Annotated in this window: 19 protein-coding genes; 9 read left to right on the forward strand and 10 right to left on the reverse strand. The window is 45.8% G+C overall.

The features are described from left to right. Positions 1-58 precede the first annotated feature (58 nt). The 3 genes from ACY2IG_RS15990 (at position 59) to ACY2IG_RS16000 (ending at position 2738) form a co-directional block, all read left to right on the forward strand. Positions 59-232: a hypothetical protein gene (locus tag ACY2IG_RS15990; protein ID WP_023469740.1), complete on the forward strand. Its 174-nt coding sequence runs from the start codon at positions 59-61 to the stop codon at positions 230-232. Positions 233-263: 31 nt separating this feature from the next. Further along, positions 264-1820, forward strand: a complete 1557-nt coding sequence (locus tag ACY2IG_RS15995; RefSeq protein WP_023469741.1) for an ABC-F family ATP-binding cassette domain-containing protein — start codon at positions 264-266, stop codon at positions 1818-1820. A 132-nt stretch (positions 1821-1952) separates the two neighbouring features. Further along, the gene (locus ACY2IG_RS16000) at positions 1953-2738 is read left to right on the forward strand and encodes an alpha/beta hydrolase family protein (protein ID WP_462618195.1); all 786 of its coding nucleotides are present in this window, start codon (positions 1953-1955) and stop codon (positions 2736-2738) included. A gap of 9 nt (positions 2739-2747) precedes the next feature. Here ACY2IG_RS16000 and ACY2IG_RS16005 read toward each other — a convergent pair whose 3' ends face one another. The 3 genes from ACY2IG_RS16005 to ACY2IG_RS16015 are packed head-to-tail and all read right to left on the reverse strand — an operon-like array spanning position 2748 to position 4503. Further along, positions 2748-3326, reverse strand: coding sequence for a hypothetical protein (locus tag ACY2IG_RS16005; protein ID WP_035411965.1), 579 nt, complete (start codon positions 3324-3326; stop codon positions 2748-2750). Further along, positions 3314-4204, reverse strand: a complete 891-nt coding sequence (locus ACY2IG_RS16010; RefSeq protein ID WP_290788282.1) for an FAD:protein FMN transferase — start codon at positions 4202-4204, stop codon at positions 3314-3316. Before ACY2IG_RS16010 ends, ACY2IG_RS16005 begins: the two co-directional genes overlap by 13 nt. Before the next feature lie 11 nt (positions 4205-4215). After that, positions 4216-4503, reverse strand: coding sequence for a hypothetical protein (locus ACY2IG_RS16015; RefSeq protein ID WP_462618196.1), 288 nt, complete (start codon positions 4501-4503; stop codon positions 4216-4218). 101 nt (positions 4504-4604) lie between these two features. Here ACY2IG_RS16015 and ACY2IG_RS16020 point away from each other — a divergent pair, with 101 nt between their 5' ends. From ACY2IG_RS16020 to ACY2IG_RS16030, 3 genes are all read left to right on the forward strand, one after another. Beyond that, entirely contained in the window at positions 4605-5282 is a 678-nt protein-coding gene (locus tag ACY2IG_RS16020) for a response regulator transcription factor (protein WP_035411955.1), read from the forward strand. Next, positions 5275-6444 carry a sensor histidine kinase gene (locus ACY2IG_RS16025; protein WP_035411953.1) on the forward strand — a complete coding sequence of 390 codons (1170 nt, stop codon included), beginning with the start codon at positions 5275-5277 and terminating at the stop codon, positions 6442-6444. The genes ACY2IG_RS16020 and ACY2IG_RS16025 overlap by 8 nt, the downstream gene beginning before the upstream one ends. Positions 6445-6523: 79 nt before the next feature. Further along, entirely contained in the window at positions 6524-6937 is a 414-nt protein-coding gene (locus ACY2IG_RS16030; RefSeq protein ID WP_214856704.1) for a DUF2231 domain-containing protein, read from the forward strand. 64 nt (positions 6938-7001) lie between these two features. On the opposite strand, the gene ACY2IG_RS16035 is transcribed toward ACY2IG_RS16030, so the two are convergent. The 5 genes from ACY2IG_RS16035 to ACY2IG_RS16055 form a co-directional block, all read right to left on the reverse strand. Next, complete coding sequence (locus ACY2IG_RS16035) at positions 7002-8234, reverse strand: DEAD/DEAH box helicase (RefSeq protein ID WP_462618197.1); 1233 nt, start codon at positions 8232-8234, stop codon at positions 7002-7004. 104 nt (positions 8235-8338) lie between these two features. Further along, positions 8339-8638 carry a DUF3817 domain-containing protein gene (locus ACY2IG_RS16040; RefSeq protein WP_035411945.1) on the reverse strand — a complete coding sequence of 100 codons (300 nt, stop codon included), beginning with the start codon at positions 8636-8638 and terminating at the stop codon, positions 8339-8341. Positions 8639-8716: 78 nt separating this feature from the next. Beyond that, positions 8717-9682 (reverse strand): ring-cleaving dioxygenase, encoded by a 966-nt coding sequence (locus ACY2IG_RS16045; protein ID WP_035411942.1) that lies wholly within the window; start codon positions 9680-9682, stop codon positions 8717-8719. Between the two features lie 119 nt (positions 9683-9801). Then, on the reverse strand, positions 9802-10002 hold the full coding sequence (locus ACY2IG_RS16050; protein ID WP_023469752.1) for a cold-shock protein: 201 nt from the start codon (positions 10000-10002) through the stop codon (positions 9802-9804). A gap of 274 nt (positions 10003-10276) precedes the next feature. Further along, complete coding sequence (locus ACY2IG_RS16055) at positions 10277-12664, reverse strand: immune inhibitor A domain-containing protein (protein WP_329469537.1); 2388 nt, start codon at positions 12662-12664, stop codon at positions 10277-10279. 256 nt (positions 12665-12920) lie between these two features. Here ACY2IG_RS16055 and ACY2IG_RS16060 point away from each other — a divergent pair, with 256 nt between their 5' ends. The 3 genes from ACY2IG_RS16060 (at position 12921) to ACY2IG_RS16070 (ending at position 16568) form a co-directional block, all read left to right on the forward strand. Then, on the forward strand, positions 12921-14408 hold the full coding sequence (locus tag ACY2IG_RS16060; RefSeq protein WP_056064808.1) for an HD domain-containing phosphohydrolase: 1488 nt from the start codon (positions 12921-12923) through the stop codon (positions 14406-14408). Positions 14409-14427: 19 nt separating this feature from the next. After that, positions 14428-14859 carry a GyrI-like domain-containing protein gene (locus ACY2IG_RS16065; protein WP_290774412.1) on the forward strand — a complete coding sequence of 144 codons (432 nt, stop codon included), beginning with the start codon at positions 14428-14430 and terminating at the stop codon, positions 14857-14859. Positions 14860-15032: 173 nt separating this feature from the next. Continuing rightward, positions 15033-16568, forward strand: a complete 1536-nt coding sequence (locus ACY2IG_RS16070; protein ID WP_290753598.1) for a M4 family metallopeptidase — start codon at positions 15033-15035, stop codon at positions 16566-16568. Positions 16569-16676: 108 nt separating this feature from the next. Here the strand turns inward: ACY2IG_RS16070 and ACY2IG_RS16075 are convergent, their stop codons facing one another. Both ACY2IG_RS16075 and ACY2IG_RS16080 read right to left on the reverse strand, forming a co-directional pair. Next, a complete protein-coding gene (locus ACY2IG_RS16075; RefSeq protein ID WP_056064797.1) occupies positions 16677-17537 on the reverse strand; it encodes a hypothetical protein in 861 nt (286 codons plus the stop codon). A 67-nt stretch (positions 17538-17604) separates the two neighbouring features. Further along, a complete protein-coding gene (locus tag ACY2IG_RS16080) occupies positions 17605-18588 on the reverse strand; it encodes a YhdH/YhfP family quinone oxidoreductase (RefSeq protein WP_462618198.1) in 984 nt (327 codons plus the stop codon). Between the last annotated feature and the right edge of the window lie 157 nt (positions 18589-18745).

Below are 18745 nucleotides of genomic sequence, written 5' to 3' on the forward strand. Positions count from 1 at the left end.
AGAGACGTTTTTTTTGGCATACTAGAAGGTAAGAACGAATCAATCGAGGTGAACGAACATGAGTGAACAACCAAAAAAACTATCATTGCAAGAGGCAATGATCGAGCGCTTGAAAGCAAAAAAACAAGCGCAAACTAAACGTCCGACTGGCTTACAAGGAACACAAACGAAACAATTGACGAGCCAACAGACGAAAAAAGCGAATAACCAGAAAAAACGGACAGGCGTCTAAGTCACAGGAATTCATGAAATAAGGAGCAATTATGAGTATTTTAACGGTATCTAACTTAAGTCACGGATTCGGTGACCGCGCCATTTTCGAAAATGTCTCCTTCCGCCTGTTAAAAGGCGAGCACATCGGTCTCGTTGGTGCGAACGGTGAGGGGAAATCGACGTTCATGAATATCATTACGTCGCAACTTGAGCCGGATGAAGGGAAAGTTGAATGGGCGAAGCATGTGCGCGTCGGCTATTTAGACCAGCACGCTGTCCTTGAAAAAGGATTAACGATTCGGGATGCTCTCAAAGGTGCATTCCAGTACATGTTCGATATCGAACAGGAAATCAATGATTTGTACGGTAAAATGGGCGAAGTCGAGCCAGAAGAACTCGAAAAAATGCTCGAAGAAGTCGGTGTCTTGCAAGACATTTTGACAAATAACGACTTCTATACGATTGATGCAAAAGTCGAAGAAATCGCACGCGGTCTTGGTCTCGATGAAATCGGACTTGACCGGGATGTACAGGAGCTCAGTGGTGGACAACGGACGAAAATTCTGCTTGCGAAACTCCTTCTTGAAAAACCAGATATTCTCTTACTTGATGAGCCGACCAACTATCTCGATGTCCAGCATATCGAGTGGTTAAAACGCTATTTAAATGAATATGAGAATGCATTCATCTTGATTTCGCACGATATTCCATTCCTCAATAGCGTCATCAACTTGATTTATCATATGGAAAATCAAGAATTGAACCGTTATGTCGGTGACTACGACAACTTCGTCACGATCCACGAAGCGAAGAAAAAACAACTTGAGTCTGCATTCAAGCGTCAACAGCAGGAAATCTCTGAGTTGAAGGATTTCGTTGCCCGGAACAAGGCGCGTGTCTCGACACGGAACATGGCGATGTCACGTCAGAAAAAGCTTGATAAGATGGATGTCATCGAACTCGCACAGGAACGGCCAAAACCAGAGTTCCACTTCCTCCAAGCACGGACACCAAGTAAATTGATGTTCGAAGCAAAAGGTCTTGTCATCGGATACGATGAGCCACTGTCTCGTCCTCTTGATTTGACGATCGAACGCGGACAGAAGATCGCCTTGCACGGTGCGAACGGAATCGGGAAATCGACGTTGCTCAAGAGTTTACTCGGTGAAATCCCGGCTGTCTCGGGTGTCGTTGAGCGGGGAGAGAACTTGCATATCGGGTACTTCGAGCAAGAAGTCAAAGAGAAGAACTCGAATACGTGTATCGAAGAGATCTGGAATACGTTCCCGTCTCTGACACAACAGCAAGTCCGCGCCATGCTCGCGAAGTGTGGTTTGATGACGAAACACATCGAATCGAAAATCGAAGTACTCAGCGGTGGAGAAAAAGCGAAAGTCCGTCTTTGTAAATTGATGAACACGGAATCGAACATCCTCGTACTCGATGAGCCGACGAACCACTTGGACGTCGAAGCAAAAGAAGAATTAAAACGTGCGTTACAAGAGTACAAAGGAACCGTCCTCTTAATCTCACACGAACCAGAATTCTATGAAGCTGTTGCAACAGACTTATGGAACTGTGAATCATGGACGACAAAAGTATTCTAAGCCATGCTTTACAAAAGATGGGATGCCCAGACGGGTATCCCATCTTTTTAGTTCATACACTTAATCATTGCATGATTGTGCATCTTCACGCACACTAAGACTTAGAAAATGGTTATGAAGGAGCGTGTTTTTTTGGAAACGATCACGAAAAAAGCAACTTTATCCTATTTACATGTTCCAAGCGGTGGTTCGGAACAATTGATTGCCCGCCTCTATTCACCTGAACATACAGAGGATGCTCCATTAATTGTCCTCTTTCACGGATTTCCCGGGAAACAGTTAAACATGGACTGGGCAGTACAACTTCAAAGCGCAGGATACCATGTGCTTGTCACGTCATATCGTGGAACGATCGGAAGTCCCGGAACCTTCCGATTCCAACATGTTCTGGAAGACGCAACGGCAACTTTACGTTACGTCTGCTCCAAGTCTTTCACTACTGAACACGGTATCAAGGCTGATCAGATTACCGTTGTCGGTCATAGCATGGGTGGGTTCGCCGGTCTGCATGCTTTTTCTGAGACACCGGAGGCTGCACATTATGTTGGGATTTCTCCGTTTAATTTTGGACTCGTCGGTCAGCTCGTCCTCGAACATCCGGAATACGAGCCTGTGCTTCATGGTATTCTCGAGCGAGGAGCTGCTTTCCTAAATGACGCCACTGCTGACGCGTTACTCGACGAGTTAAAGCACCATCATACGACCTGGAACTTACTAACGCTAAAAGAACGTCTAGCCGATCGCTCGATGTTGCTCATGACGTCAGAACGGGACGAAACATCGATCAAAGCGCTCCATCATGACTTATTGGTATCGGATAGTCCGTTTGAGGAAGCGATCGTCGATAGTGATCACAACTATATTGAGAATCGGGATGCTGCCTTTAACGAATGGACAGCTTGGCTCGCCCGACAATGAAAAGAGCGCTCAGTGTACGACTGAGCGCTCTTTTGCTGAAGTTCGAGTCCGTTGCATAGGACGGATCCGCATCCGGTACAGAACAAGTGTGAACATCGTCAATGTCGAGACAGCGTACCAAACCGTCGTAAATAGTGTTCCGGTATCTGTACCGATGAAAAGACCATGTGCCGTCATCAATAGCCAGGCAGGTAAAACAAGCCAGTGTGTCAATTTCCAAAGCGTCTTGCCTAGCGTCTCCTTCAAGAAATCCGAAGTCACGAGAACGAACCCGAATAAGTAGAGACTGATCGTTCCAAATGCATTCCAAAGCGGTTCATAGGAAGCTTGTCCTGGAATCAAGACCTCGAAGATTGTCAGTGGTGCGTACGTATCCACAATGATGAGCGTCGCATGGAGGACGATTGCGAGCAATCCTGCCCAACCACTATATAAGTGCACGTGATGCAATCGTGCTTTTTGCTTTTTGAGAGCTGGGTAGGAACCAAGCAATCCTGCTAGGACTGAAATCGTCATGAAGAAGTGTCCGCTTAAGCCACTCAAGCGAATCATCGTCCATGTCGAGAACAACCATTTCATCCAGTCCATATCTCACTCACTCCTTTCTGTTCGCTTCGCCATTCTCCTGTAGTGTCTAAAATCAGTAATCGTCCTTTTGGAAACCAACGAAACAATTTTTCTTGACGTTCTGCTTCTGTCATCTGAAAGGCAAGCTTTGTCATGACTTCCGCTTCATAGAGTTGTGGAGCAGACGCCGTCGCTTGCAGAATCGGACTCCTCGTCGGACGCCCTGTTCGTCCATCTAACAAATGATGATGCGTCTGTCCGTCCGTCTTCCACGATCGATAGACACGGTTCGATGTCGCAATCGCACCTTGTCGTAATTGCACATCAGCGACGCGTTGTTCGGTCTCGGGATGCGTAATTGTGATATTCCATGGTTTCTCCTCAGACCAGACGATGACGTCACCTCCCGCTTCAATCAGTCCACGGTTCCAGGTTTTTCGTAGGCGTTGCGCCGCGATCATCGCGGCAGCACCTTTTCCGATTCCACCTAGATCGATAAAGCCGCCTCCAACTCGAGTCACGTCGCATCCTTCAATGATGAATGGTGCGATTTCCGGTGGAGCCGTTTCTTCATAAGCGATGGCTTGCGTGAACGGAAACGATTGCCGGTAACCATTAGCTTGTTGTTGAGCTAGCAGAAACGGAGAAAAATAATGTTCCGTCTGTTCGAAGTATCGTGTGGCGCGTGCCAGTAAGCGGGCTAACGGTAAGGACACCGATATCATGTCCCCGATCCGCAAACGATTCAATCGACTAACCTCACTTTGATCATCAAAGCGTGACCACTGTCGATCGACGTAATGAAAGAAACGGATGAGTTCCTCCCACTCGGCTTCATCAATCGGCTGATCCGTCACGAATCGCACCTGATTATGCATCGCATACAATTGTCGCTCCATTTTCCTCCTCCTTACCTCGAATGACTGGACTGACCGTCACTCGACCCACCTGGTTGACTGAATCCAGACGATTCGTCGCCCTGCCATTGACCATCATCATCTTCTCCATATTCGTCTTCATCATCGCTATATTGATTTCCTTGGGATGGTAATGTCGTATCATTCGAATACGTATCGCCTGTCGAAACAGGTGTCGTCGAGGAATCGCTCGAACTGACACTCAACTGACCAATCGCAAGTCCGATGAAGACGGAACTACTAAGCCCGACGAGCCATTTCGCAAATGGTTTTGGTTTCATCTGTTTCCTCTCCCTTCTTGTTACGTTTACTGTATCGAAAAAAACTGACAACTAACTGACGGCAACTATGGGATAATGAGAAAAAAAGAGGAGCGATGTGCATGCGCGTTTTGGTAGCAGAAGATGATCAGCGTCTTGCGAAGATGTTACGCCTCCATTTGGAGCGGGCAGGATATCAGGTAGATGTTGCACGGGATGGAGTGGAGGCGCTCCTCCAATGTCAGACGTATCGCTATGACTTACTCGTTCTCGATTGGATGATGCCTCGCAAGAGCGGAGTCGAAGTCGCCGCTACTTTACGCCAAGAACAGTTTGAAGGCGGCATCTTGATGCTGACTGCTCGCGATACGGAAATTGATCTCGTCCATGGTCTTGATAGTGGAGCGGATGACTATCTCGTCAAACCGTTTCAATCAAATGAACTTTTGGCACGACTGCGCGCGCTCAGTCGTCGTCAACAAAAGGCATTCGTGTCGACGGTCACCTTCAATGGACTAGTCCTTGATCTGTCCTCACAAACGATTTCCTATGAACACCATCCGATTGATTTAACACGACGTGAATTCGAATTCCTTTCTTTGCTCCTAAGACGACCTGAACAGGTGATGAGTCGTGAATTAATCATCGAAGTCGTGTGGGGCATCGGTGCGGATATTACGGATAACGCGCTCGATGCGCTCGTCCGACTTGTTCGAAAAAAACTAGATGCGGTCGGTGCTCCTAATTTGATCCGGACAGTTCGCGGATTCGGTTATCGATTAGGTGATCCGCATGCTTGACTCGATTCGAAAACGACTGACGTTATTATTCAGTGGTTCGTTCTTTTTTGTACTAGTGCTCATCCTGATTGGTGTGTATGTCACGAACGCTCAATTGCTGAATCGAATGGAATTGAATCAATTGAAGGGCATATCTGATCGAGATATCTTCGAACGGATCGAGCACGGAGAAGATCAATTCATCCAAAATCCGATCTACTTTCAGTTACTCGATGATTCAGGAAACGAACGCTATGAAAGTCTGCCGCCAGACGTCGAGTCCAAAACACTGCGTCGTTTTTTAAGGTCAGATGATACGACGAAACAAGTGGACTGGGATGATCGACACTTCTTACTGTATCAACGGAGTACCGAAGAAGGACGACTACTGCTGATGAAGGACATCTCTCCGACAGAAGATACCTTACAGCGATTGATTGCCGTTCTTGCGGGGATTGCGGTTCTCGCAACGATTGTCCTGACACTAGTCGGATACATCCTTGCTGGTCGAGCCGTCATACCGGTGCAACAAGCATTCGATCGCCAACGTCGTTTTACGTCCGATGCTTCACATGAACTACGGACACCTTTGACAATCGTCTACAGCGGGATTGAATTGCTAGAAGCGGAATCACTTTCGAATGAAGGACGAACGATTCTAGAGGATATCAAAGCAGAAACGGCAAGCATGCAGTATTTAGTCTCTGATTTACTATTGCTTGCGCGAGAAGGACAACTTTCACCGAAACAGGAAGTTGACCTTAGTTCACTCGTTCAAAAGACCGTCGAACGTTTTCAGCATGCCTACTCGGATCGCATCATCCACGCTTCGATCGCGCCTGACTTACACATGAAAGGGGATGCCCATCAATTGAATCGCTTATTGACGGTCTTTCTTGAGAATGCTCTTGTCTACAGCGATAAAGTCATTGATGTCTCCCTCGAAGAAACTACTACAGAACGCCAGTTGACGATACAGGACCGTGGGATCGGTATCGCTTCCGATCAACAAACTAAAATATTCGAGCGTTTTTACCGGGGGGATCATTCACGTCACGGAACAGGTACGGGCCTCGGCTTATCGATTGCTCAATCGATTGTCGATCAACATGGCGGTACGATTTCTATTGATTCAACATTAGGTGAAGGCACACGCTTCATCATTCATTTCCCAACTCTTTAAAACGGTGTCAGTTAGCTGTCAGATAAGCAGGGTAAAGTGAAATTATTCTTTATCATACTTATCTAAGGAGGTCTTTGATATGTTGGGAAACGTACCGCTTCATCCACTTCTTGTCCATGCACCGATCGCACTTTTATTATTCGCAACGTTATTGTTACTCGTCAGTCTGAAATGGACGCAATTCAAATTGTTCGCCCTCTTTACGCTAGTCGTTGGTCTGATTTCTGGGGTCGCCGCCTATTTGTCTGGAGACGGAGCAGAAGAGTATGCGGAAGCGAACTTAAGTAGCGTTACCCATGCTGCTATCGAAAATCATGAGCATTTCGCGTTGTTCAGCCTTGTTGCCTTTGGTGTCTCGCTGTTATTTTTGTTATTGGGTTACCGCTCAAACAAAAAAATGTTTTTATTACTCAGTTTTGTCGTTGCCATCGTCGGTAGTGGATTACTTGCTTATACCGGTCATCTTGGTGGTCAGATGGTATATGCTAAATAAAAAAGAGCCGGTTCATTTTCTCTTTTTCAGAGAAAATGGACCGGCTCTTTTATCTTGTTTCTGTTTATTTACGATGTGCGCGTCCCGGGTGACGATTACTCGAACGACGTGTGTTTCCACGTCCTTCTGTCGTCTTCCGTGATCCTTTACTCTGGTCGTGCTGTGCGCGAATCGCCTCTTCAGACAATTCGACGACGATTGGCGTGACCGAGATGTTCAATTCACGTTCCATATCACGGAACGTCCGACCATCTTTCGGCGTCACGATCGAGACGGCAATTCCATCGTTCCCAGCACGTCCTGTCCGACCGATCCGGTGAACATAACTTTCGGCATCGTCCGGTAAATCGTAGTTGAAGACGTGTGTCACACCTGTCACATCGAGACCACGGGAAGCGACGTCTGTTGCAATCAGGAATTGTGTTTTTCCTTGATAGAACTTCGCCATTGCCTTTTCCCGTTTCCCTTGCGTCAACCCACCATGCAGTTCATCCGTCGGATACCCTTGCATCTGCATTTCTTCGTTTAATTTACTGACACGACGTTGCGTACGGCAGAAAATGATAGCTGCATATGGACGCATCTCGTCAAGCATCGTCCGTAGTGTCGCCTGCTTGCGACGATCCGTCGTCTCGACGACGAACTGCTCGATCGCTTCTACAGTGATGCTTTCCGCTTCTACCTGCACTTCGACTGGGTTACGCAAATACGTTTTCGCCAGTTCCTCTACTTTAGGTGGCATCGTTGCTGATAACATGACGAACTGGCGATCAACAGGTGCTGCCTCAATGATATCTTCAATTTCTGGCAAGAAACCGATTTGAAGCATTTGGTCTGCCTCATCTAAGACGAGTGTACGTAATTCGCTTAAGTCTAGTGTGCCGCGACCGACATGATCGAGAATCCGTCCTGGTGTTCCGATGATGATTTGTGGCATCCGTCCGAGTCGTTGAATCTGTTTAAAGACGTCTTGTCCGCCATATACTGCGAGAGCACGGTACTGTTCCGTATTGCGAATCAGCTTATGGGTCTCATCTGCGATTTGACGCGCGAGTTCGCGAGTCGGTGCGACGATCAATGCTTGGACCGTTTGCGATTCGACATCGATTTGCTCAAGAATCGGTAAGAGGAACGCTAGTGTCTTTCCTGTTCCGGTTTGCGCCTGTCCAATCAAGTCGCGTCCGTCAAGTAATGATGGAATCGCTTGTTCTTGAATCGGTGTCGGCTCCTTGATGCCTTGTTTTTGTAATTTTTTTATCCACAGGTCACTGATGTGTAATGTTTCAAATGTTGACATAATATATCCTCCTAAAAATTATCCACAGAAAAAAGCTGTGGATAACCTGCTTCGCATAGACAAAAACAGTTATCCACAGCCGTGCTCTATTCAGTATACACAATTTACGCGTTTGTTGCTTCCTGTTTTAACTTCCGATCGAGTATGAACGTGCCGAACGGGATGAATGATGCGATGAACGCAATACCCGCCTTGATGATCGACCAATCGTATTTGAATTTCACAACGGCGAGCCAGATCGCGTACATGACGAATAAGACACCGTGAAGTGCACCAACGACCGAAACTGCTTGTGGAATGTCCGCCATATATTTCAGCGGCATCGCAATCAACAGTAAGACTAAAAACGAAATTCCTTCTAATATCGCAATCATCCGGAATTGCCCAAGCGTAGTTCTTAACATCCCGTCACTCCTTTTTCCTGATTCCTGCTCTTAGTATACGGGATGGACGATCCATCTGTGACCTGTGTCACAGGATTGTCAGATTTCGAGTGGTCGTAACCGAGCTTCGATGGCAGCTCGTTTTGGCTCAAGAAACGGAGGTAACGCAAGTGTCTCCCCTAATGTTTCAACCGACTCATCCGTCGCAAATCCTGGTGTATCTGTCGAGAGTTCAAATAAGATATGATTCGGTTCCCGGAAGTAAAGGGCTTGGAAATAGTGACGATCGACTTTACCGGAGTTCGGTAAGTGATAAGCATTCAGACGTTCGACCCACTTCTCGTACTCCTCACTGTTCGGTACACGGAACGCGACATGGTGCACACCACCACGACCTAAACGTTCCCGATCAAGGTCTGGACGCGCTTCGACGTGGACTTCTGCTCCGATTCCCCCTTCTCCTGTCGCATAGACTTCGATTGGAGCAAAGTCACCTGCTAGTGAAGGATAGCGACCAACGTTCCGGAAACCCATCACTTCCGTCAGCACGCGGACCGTTAGTGTCGGATCGTTAACCGTCAATGTCACGGCTCCAAGTCCAACAATGGCATGTTCAGAAGGAATCTCTTCTTGCGGCCATGGGACACCGCCTGCGACACCTACTTCGCCATCTTCCGCGACAAGAATCAAACGCGTTCCTTCCTGATCACGAAACGCCAGTGTCTGTCGTCCAGCACGCTCAATGATTTCGTCATGCTCAACGTCCTTTTCCTCAAACCGTTTTTTCCAAAATTGAAGAGCGGCTGTTGTTTTGACACGAAGAGATGTCGAAGAAATACTCGATGCTCCTGGTACACCCGTTCCAAGATGTGGAATATCGAAAAACGTCAAATCTGTTCCAGGATTCCCTTCCGCATCTCCATAAAACAAATGATACGATGTCGTGTCATCTTGATTTACTGTCTTTTTAATCAAACGCATTCCGAGTACTTTCGTATAAAATTGATAATTTCGCTCTGCCATGCCTGTTAAGATTGATACATGATGAATTCCAAGTAGCTCCATCTTCGTCACTCCCTGTAAATGATTTGGTAATTGAAGTATAACGCACTAATATCTTGAATTCAAGATATTAGTCTAATAAAAAACCGCCCCTCCGAAAAGGGACGATTGAATAGTTGAAATTAAAGTTTTACGACGTTAGCAGCTTGTGCTCCACGTGCGCCTTCAGTGATTTCGAACTCAACTTCTTGACCTTCGTCAAGTGTTTTGAAGCCTTCACCAGTGATTGCTGAGAAATGTACGAATACGTCTTCTCCGCCTTCAACTTCGATGAAACCGAAACCTTTTTCTGCGTTAAACCATTTTACTTTACCTGTGTTCATGGGAACAACCTCCAAAAATAAATTACTTAATACATATGCTGAGCATATGAAAAGAATTCATTATTGTCCCGAAATACATGGAGCAACGAAAAGATTGTTCGTGACACGATGTGAATCCGTAATGACAATAACAATATTAAGCTAACGTAAGTATAAAATGGATGCGCTTTAAAAGTCAAGTTGCCAGACCAATGTTTTTCCAATTGATTCCACTTATTCTACGTAACTCAAACAAAAAACAGGTTCAGCTGAAACTGAACCTGTTCTTCTGTTTTTAACGGTGGATCCAGACTGCTCCAGCAGAGTTATCTTTTGCTTCACCGATGACTTGAATTTTCAATCCATTGTTCGGAAGCAATTTCCCTGCATCCGGAATCAACTGGTTGATATACGATTTTGAATCATCAAACTTCGTCACACCTGGAAGACCTTTATAGTCGTAAAGTCCACGTGATGGCGAATCGATGAGCCATGCAGGTGCTTTATCATAACTGAAAGCAGCATCTGCGATTTGGTAACGTGTGCTTCCTGTCGTGACTGGCTTACCATTAAGTGTTCCAACGATTGCTTCAGGATGCGAGTCAACGACTCCGAGGAATCCTTCACCTGGGTGAATGCCAACCCAGTTATCGTCAAAGCTTGAGTCACCATACCAAACGACAAGACCTGTGTTGTACTTGACGCCACGTGCATGCTCAAGTGCTTTATCCGAGCCTGCATAGTTACGCCATTCGAGGTAGTACGCGTTATCAGCATAAGAGAAACCGTCTGAAGCGATGAAACCATCAAGCGTGAACTTCGGTGTACCTTCAGCATCGTCTTCAAAGACGACTTTTCCGTCAACTGTCAATTTCGCGTTATCTAATGCGAAGCCGTCAAGAGCAAGTCCAGCATCTGTAACATATTCGAATTTCAACGTGACTTTCTTACCAGCAAATTCGCTCAGGTCATATGATTTATCGACCCATGCGCCTTTTGTTGATTCGGCACGTTTGTCGCCATCTGTATCTTGATCACCAATCGTATCGATGACTTTCGATTGACCACCAGCAGTCGCTGTGACTGTCAAGAAGTCATAATCGAATTCAACATCATAGAGTGCTTTGAAGTCGAACTTCGCTTCTTTTGCATTCGTCAAATCGAACTCTGGAGATGTCATTGACGTATGCAAATCATTGCCTTTCGTGCTGTAGTAATACTTTTTACCGAATGCTGGATCGATTCCTTTTACCGGTTTTTTCGGTAAGTTCACTTTAATGATCCCTGGATTTTTTGATTTCGTGACACTCTGATCGAGGTACGAAGCTGTTCCAGCTTTCGTGAGCGAATCAAAATCAATTGTTTGGATGTTTGCCCAGTTTCCACCCATTACATTTTGGAAGAACTCTTTATTTTGTGGCGAGAAACTTGTTGGTTCTGTTCCTGCGACGTTACCGTTCCAGCTACCGCCACTCATGATGGACCATGAAGCAACTGGCTCGCCTTGACCTGTGTACTGTGTATCATACTCATCCGGTAATCCAAGATCATGACCGAATTCATGCGCGAATACACCGACTGCTCCATCTTCCGGTTGGACCGTGTAGTCATAAGCAGCCATTTTTCCGCCCCAGTAATCTACACTTGCTGTCGTATTAGCTACAGGATAAACGCCTCCAAGTGTCCAGCGGTGTGACCAGATCGCGTCATCACCAAGTGTTCCGCCACCCGCTTCTTGTCCAGTACCCGCGTGAATGATCATCAAGTGATCGACGAGACCATCTGGTTCATTTAAGTTACCGTCACCATCCATATCATACTGATCAAATTGATCATATTCTGCTAAGTTAATGCCTGATTTGACAGCAGCATTCAATGCATCTTTAACGAGCCCGCGTGGTCCTTTTGCTCCCGGTAGATTATCGTTCCCGCCTTTTGGATCATCTGAACCGTAATCCTTAGCAGTTCCTGGAACCGTTAGCCAGTTCGAAACCTTCCCGTCAACGGAATAACTTCCACCTGATTGCTCTTCGTAATATTGTTTGAATGTCTTTACTTTTTCACCGTTGAAGAGTTCGAATTCCTTATCTCCGAACATGAGATCTTGATAATGTTTTTGGTTAAAATCATTTGAGTACATATATCCAGGTTCTTGCACGACGTTGTTGTGCTTGAAGTCGCTATACTCGACGAGGAGAACGAGGACTTTATCTGTCCGCGTTGCTCCGTTATAGGCTGCCTGTTTTGCTTTATCAACTTTGACGAAGCCATTCGGATTGCCTTTTTTGTAGTTGTCATGCTTTTTCTTTAATTGTTTAGCCAATTGATCTTTCTGTTTCGACAAGAAATCCTTTGTTTTCTTATCAAACGCTGCTTCCTTACTTGATTCATGATGATCATGATCGGCTGCCGGTTTCCCATTTGCCTTCTTATCAAGATACTTTTGAACAGCTTGTTGCTTCGTCGCAGCTGAAGCTGCTTTTGAAATGACCCCACGTTTTTCAAGCACTTTGACTAAACGATCCTGATCGACCGTATTTAAGTCCATTGGTGCACCAGAGGCTGCTTTTTCTGCTGCTTGTACGGATTTTACCTGCCCACCAGGTAAGACCGGACCGACAGCAAAAGCAGCTGCCGTAATTCCAGACAGTACGGCTAAGCTAAGCTGTTTCTTTTTTCCCACGTGAATTGACCCCCTATGTAGTAGTGAAAAGTAAAAGATTACTATACTTTTCTGAATATTCAAATCTTAGTTTATTTTACTTCCTTAATCAATCTTTTTTAAGATAATTAGTGCTTTATGACCATACCTATTTTTGAGTATTAATTTCAAAAGATTTTCAAAAGATTCTTTCACCTTTTTTTCAAAAAAACATCCTTCCACCGTTTTAGAAAACGGTACGCTGAAAGCACTCTAATTCACTAAAGGGGAGGATACAATGAGCGCTTTACAACGTTTTGAACGCCACTTACTAAGAAACTATCTGCTCGGTTCATTCATCGCGGTGTTCGGCGTCGGGTGTCTGTTTATTTTTGAGACCCTTACCTTCACGAGGAATGAACAGTTGATTTTAATGGGTATCATGGGTTTATCTGTCAGTCTGATGTTCTTACTAGAATATATGATTTATTCTCGGCACATCGGTGCCTTACGACGCTTCTTCCAAAACGAGATTCCTTCACTCGCCTCTTTCCAAGAGGCTTATCAAACGACCCATCACTTTCCGGTTCTGACTGTTCAACGCATCATGGGACCACACTTCTTAGGTCTCTCAGTTCCCGCATCACTCCTGACAGCACTCGCAATCTCTCAAGAGTGGTTAAAGATGCCGTACTACTTGATTGGTCTCGCCTGTTTTGGTGCTGTTCTCGTCGCGATTTTACACGGTCTGATTGAATTTTTTCTAACCTACCGCGTTACGGAGCATATGCTCCTCACGTTAGAGAAGTATGCCTTCGAACATGGCTTTGATGTTCCAAGAAAAACGACGGTCGTCACGTTAAAGCAAAAAATGCTGATCAGCACATTGATTATCGGTGTTTTTCCGATCATGCTGTTCGTGCTCGCCTCAGCCGTTCAGTTAACGGAAAATGAAAGCCTCCGCTCTTATTGGAGCTGGTCGACGCTTATTTTAATCGTCATCTTGTCCGTCGCGACGTTTTGTAGTCTTCTTCTTTATGAGAACATTCGAAAACCGATTGCGATTCTTCAACAAGGCATTCAAGATGTCGAAAACAATCGTCTCGTCTCGTTACCGAATCCGTATTCTGATGAATTCTCGCACCTCGTCTCTGGTTTTAACCTGATGATGGAAGGAATCAAAAAACGCGATGAACAAAATGAGCAATTGCTGGACAGTCTATTTACGTTATTTGCCGCAACACTTGATGCCCGGGATCCTTATACGGCAGGACACTCGCTTCGTGTCGCTGCTTATTCAGTGGAAATCGCTACGGCTGCCAACCTACCTTACGAACAAATCGAGTTATTGCGCAAATCAGCACTATTGCACGATATCGGAAAAATCGGCATTCGTGACGATGTGTTATTAAAAGAAGGTCGCCTGACTGACGAAGAATTTCAGATCATTCAGCAACACCCGGTCATCGGTGTGCATATTCTATCGCAAGTTCAGCTTCCAAAGACGTTATATCCGATTCTTCCTGGGGTAAAGTATCATCACGAACGCTATGACGGAAAGGGGTATCCGGAAGGTCTCGCAGGAGAGGACATTCCACTCTTCGGTCGGATCATGGCGATTGCTGATGCCTACGATGCGATGACATCTGACCGTCCTTATCGTAAGGGAATGCCAGTGGAAAAAGCTTTATCCATTTTAGAAGAGGGCATGGGTACACAATGGGACGCCACTTTTACGCGTCTTTTTCTAGACTTGAAACGTTCGCCGATTGAAGACGTGTCGTAAGTATGGAAAGGAGTTTCTCATGCATCCTAAAATCGTGGAACGTCATGAATTTTATTTTGTTGGTCTTGGACTGACATGTGAAGAAAACGAATTGCATACGTTGATGCCGGAACTCTGGCGTGAATTTTCAAGACGCTCACATGAGATTCCTGCAAAACCAGATAGCTATCCGCTCGATATCTCACTCGAACGAAACGGAACCAAATACTCGCAATGTGTCGGGTATCCGGTCTCGTCACTCGACGATATTCCAAAAGGAATGAAAGGTCACCGTATTCCTGCTGCACGTTATATTTTTTGGAAACATGAAGGACCTGATATCGAAATTTGGAAGTCCTTCGAAAAAATTCAACGTTTTGCCTCTAAACAAGGGATTGAACTTGATCCTAATGACTTTAAGATTGATGAGACACGAGATGATGTCCACCATCTCTACCAACGGATTCGTTGAACCATTCGCTTGAATGGTTCTTTTTTTGCGTTGAAATATCTTTCATACTTAATAATTCAGTACAGGTACTACGGACTATATTCAGAAAATTCGATTTAATTCGAATGACTTATTCTCGCTTTCTTAATTCTTTGGCATAGTTAGACTCAACCCAAACAAGGAGGCGATTTATTTTGAAAAAGTTTCTCGCTACATCGCTTGTCGCAAGTGTACTTGTTGTTCCTACGGTCGTAGGTGCAGAAGGTCTTCAAGCTGGTAAACTCACGAAAGCTTCGTCAGAACCAGCTGCAACAATCGTTAAAGATTTCGTGAACAAAAAAGGTGACTTTGCTGTTCAGAATGTCGAAAAAGACGGATCTTCACAAATCGTACGTCTCCAACAAGAAGTGGATGGCGTCCCTGTCTTTGGTAGTGTCGTCGTCGGGAACGTCGCGAAAGACGGTACTTTGAAAGCAATCGTAAACGATGCGATCAACGTCAAAGGAAAACCAGGTCTCGCGAAAAAAGCAACTCTTTCTGAAAAGAAAGCAATCAAGTTATACCAAAAAGCAATCAAGGCTTCTGAATTCGAAGTCGCTCCAAAAGCAGAACTCGTCATCTATCCTGTTAAAAATGATGCAGTCTATGCGTATAAAGTGACATCGACAGTCCTCGCTGGTAAAGAACCATCACGCTGGACATATTTCATCGATGCAAACTCAGGTAAAGTACTTAATAAGTTCGACCAACTAGCACATGCGAAGCCAGTCAACACAGTTACGGGAACAAATGCAGTCGGTACAGGAACAACAGTTCTTGGCACGAGCGCATCATTTAATACAGTGAAGAGTGGCTCGTACTACTATCTTCAAGATTCAACTCGCGGTAAAGGCATCTACACATATGATGCGAAGAACCGCAACACACTTCCAGGAACACTCTGGTCTGACCTCGATAACCAGTTCAATACGACATATGACCGCGCTGCTGTCAGCGCACATGTCAACGCTGCGAAAACATATGATTTCTACAAAAACACATATGGTCGCAACAGTTATGACAACGCAGGCGCTGCCTTAAACTCATCTGTCCACTATTCAACAAGCTATAACAATGCATTCTGGGATGGAACGAAGATGGTCTACGGTGACGGAGACGGTTCAACGTTCACATACCTCTCAGGCGCACTTGACGTCGTAGCGCATGAATTGACACACGCTGTCACAGAATACACAGCTGGTCTCGTTTATCAAAATGAATCAGGTGCAATCAACGAAGCTGTTTCGGATATCATGGGTACGGTTGCTGAATACTCAGTCGGTTCGAACTTCGACTGGCTCGTAGGAGAAGACATCTACACGCCTGGTGTCAGCGGTGATGCACTCCGTTCAATGTCGAATCCAGCTGCTTACGGCGATCCAGATCACTACTCAAAACGCTACACAGGTACACAAGATAACGGTGGTGTCCACACGAACTCTGGTATCGTCAACAAAGCTGCTTACCTCCTCGGTAATGGTGGAACTCATTACAACGTGACTGTCACAGGTGTCGGCGTACCGAAACTTGGAGCAATCTACTACCGTGCTCTTAGCGTCTATTTGACTCCGAACTCGAACTTCAGCGCACTTCGCGCAGCAGTCGTTCAATCGGCGAAAGACCTTTACGGTTCAACAAGTGCAGAAGCAACAGCTGCAGCGAAATCATTTGATGCAGTAGGCGTCTACTAAGAAAATCTCCTCCCAAAGGATTTTCATATTTCCTCCCGAGTGTCGGACTCGGGAGGTTTTTTTATGCGCAAAAAAGACGGATTCGCTTGGAGCAAATCCGTCTTTCCATTAGTCTTGTCCAGGATCACGGGCAAGACGTAAGCGCATCTTTCCGTTGTCCGGGAATACTTTCAATTGTAAAGATTCTCCCTCGTACCATGTCCCGTAGCTCGTATCGACGACAGGTTCACCGAGCGTTGACAAGGCGTTCGTTGAGGCATTCGTCCAGTCGATCGCTTCAATGATTCCGTCCGAGACGACGAGCAGGTATCCGGCGTTTGAGAAGTAATACGTATTGACCGCGTCCTGTTGCGTATTACCAACAGCACCATATTTTGCTTCGAACTCAGCAATTGGTTTTCCGAGATACTGCTCCGGCTTATCAATCGGTTGGTTGGCAACTGCTTGCGAGAGTGCCGTAAGGACTGCTTTATCTGATGTTCCTTTTGGTGCTTCTAATCGGACATCGGTCTCAGGCAAATACCCTTCGATACTATCGTTTAGTTTCAAGTGGACCATTCCGTCTTTTGCATCCAATACCTCATAGACATCACCTAAATCTGCTTTATAGATGACACTACTTCGACTTGCATCGCGATAGACGTTCGCGAACGGACGTGTCACCCAAGCTGCTTGCGCATACTCTGCCGCCTTTTTCTTTGATTTCTTCTTCTCTTTTTTCGCTTCTTTTGGATCCTTTGTCGAGGCTGCCTCTTTCTTCGACTTTTCGTTTTTCGTTGCTTGATCCGTCGTTTTCGGCTTCTCAAGCGTCGATGTTGCTTGAGAGGCATCGTTATTCGTCAACATATACAACCAGCCACCTACGATGAATAGCGTTGCTAAAATACCGCCAAACGCAATCCCTCGGCGATTACGTTTCTGTTTCCGTCGTTCTTGTCGAGACTGTCGTTCTTGTTGGTGTTCACTCATGTATGGTTCCTCCTGAAAAGTCGACACAGTTTTTCCCCACTATACCACCAATGTTTACTCGAAATATTTAAATTTCGATGACAGTTCGACCACGATGACGAGAAGTCAGCAGAGCTTCTGCGATTTTAGGTAAGTCGTTCAGTGTTTTGACGTCGACTTCTGGTTCAAGATCGACACGCCACTCATCCGCCAGCCGTTGCCATAAGATCTCTCGATATGCAATCGGTGTTTGTACCGCATCGATTCCGATCAAACGAACGCCACGCAGGATGAAGGGATAGACTGTCAGTGTCATCTCTGCCCCACCGACGTTACCACACGTCGTCACGACACCACCATACTGTACGAAGCGAATGACGGATGCGAGCAATGGACCTCCTACCGTATCAATGACACCTGCATACGTTCCTTTTTTTAATGGACGGTCTGTTTCTTCTAAGAACGTAGTGCGGTCTAATACCTCCGCCACACCTTTTTTAAGTAATCGTTCTTGTTCTACTCGTTTCCCGGTTACGGCGTGTACTGTATAGCCTAATCGAATCAGTAAGGCGATCGCAATCGTACCGACACCTCCTGTCGCTCCAGTCACAAGGATGGGTCCTGTCTCCTTTGAGACAATTCGTGACAGTTCATCGACTGATTGCGCTGCTGTCAATCCTGCCGTTCCATGTCGCATCGCTTCTAATGGGCGAATGGATTCTGGAAGTGGCGTCACCCAATCGGCTGGTACGCGTATGTATTCTTGAAATCCGCCCGAGGTATTCATTCCAAAATCAAAGCCATTGACGACGACCGCTTGACCGGTTTGAAACCGTGCATCTGTCGTTTGTTCGATATATCCTGCTGCGTCAACGCCTGGTGTGTGCGGATAGGATTTCGTCACCCCTCGATTACCCGACATCGATAAGGCATCCTTATAATTGACACAGGAATGCGTGACACGAATTAAGACGTCTCCTTCCGGTAAATCATCGACTTGTTTCGCCTCAACCTTCCCTTCATAGTTCCCATCCACCTCTCGTACGACGAATGCTGAAAAAGTGTGTTTCATGATGTCTCTCCTTTCTCTTGTGCTTCTCTATACCCTGTTGTTTCCATCGACACACTAAAAATCCCTGTCGTTTCTCAAAGAAACGACAGGGAGCGGGGACGGAAAAAAACATCAGCGTTCCATAGGTGGTCAAAGGTAACAGGTCAGTCTGTCAATG

This window comes from Exiguobacterium sp. EF_C8, from assembly GCF_054956715.1.

Excerpts from the sequence above, each read along its gene's own strand:
- ACY2IG_RS15990 (WP_023469740.1), top strand. The coding sequence starts at position 59 with ATGAGTGAACAACCAAAAAAACTATCATTGCAAGAGGCAATGATCGAG.
- ACY2IG_RS15995 (WP_023469741.1), top strand. The coding sequence starts at position 264 with ATGAGTATTTTAACGGTATCTAACTTAAGTCACGGATTCGGTGACCGC.
- ACY2IG_RS16005 (WP_035411965.1), bottom strand. The coding sequence starts at position 3,326 with ATGGACTGGATGAAATGGTTGTTCTCGACATGGACGATGATTCGCTTG.
- ACY2IG_RS16010 (WP_290788282.1), bottom strand. The coding sequence starts at position 4,204 with ATGGAGCGACAATTGTATGCGATGCATAATCAGGTGCGATTCGTGACG.
- ACY2IG_RS16015 (WP_462618196.1), bottom strand. The coding sequence starts at position 4,503 with ATGAAACCAAAACCATTTGCGAAATGGCTCGTCGGGCTTAGTAGTTCC.
- ACY2IG_RS16020 (WP_035411955.1), top strand. The coding sequence starts at position 4,605 with ATGCGCGTTTTGGTAGCAGAAGATGATCAGCGTCTTGCGAAGATGTTA.
- ACY2IG_RS16025 (WP_035411953.1), top strand. The coding sequence starts at position 5,275 with ATGCTTGACTCGATTCGAAAACGACTGACGTTATTATTCAGTGGTTCG.
- ACY2IG_RS16030 (WP_214856704.1), top strand. The coding sequence starts at position 6,524 with ATGTTGGGAAACGTACCGCTTCATCCACTTCTTGTCCATGCACCGATC.
- ACY2IG_RS16035 (WP_462618197.1), bottom strand. The coding sequence starts at position 8,234 with ATGTCAACATTTGAAACATTACACATCAGTGACCTGTGGATAAAAAAA.
- ACY2IG_RS16040 (WP_035411945.1), bottom strand. The coding sequence starts at position 8,638 with ATGTTAAGAACTACGCTTGGGCAATTCCGGATGATTGCGATATTAGAA.
- ACY2IG_RS16045 (WP_035411942.1), bottom strand. The coding sequence starts at position 9,682 with ATGGAGCTACTTGGAATTCATCATGTATCAATCTTAACAGGCATGGCA.
- ACY2IG_RS16050 (WP_023469752.1), bottom strand. The coding sequence starts at position 10,002 with ATGAACACAGGTAAAGTAAAATGGTTTAACGCAGAAAAAGGTTTCGGT.
- ACY2IG_RS16060 (WP_056064808.1), top strand. The coding sequence starts at position 12,921 with ATGAGCGCTTTACAACGTTTTGAACGCCACTTACTAAGAAACTATCTG.
- ACY2IG_RS16065 (WP_290774412.1), top strand. The coding sequence starts at position 14,428 with ATGCATCCTAAAATCGTGGAACGTCATGAATTTTATTTTGTTGGTCTT.
- ACY2IG_RS16075 (WP_056064797.1), bottom strand. The coding sequence starts at position 17,537 with ATGAGTGAACACCAACAAGAACGACAGTCTCGACAAGAACGACGGAAA.
- ACY2IG_RS16080 (WP_462618198.1), bottom strand. The coding sequence starts at position 18,588 with ATGAAACACACTTTTTCAGCATTCGTCGTACGAGAGGTGGATGGGAAC.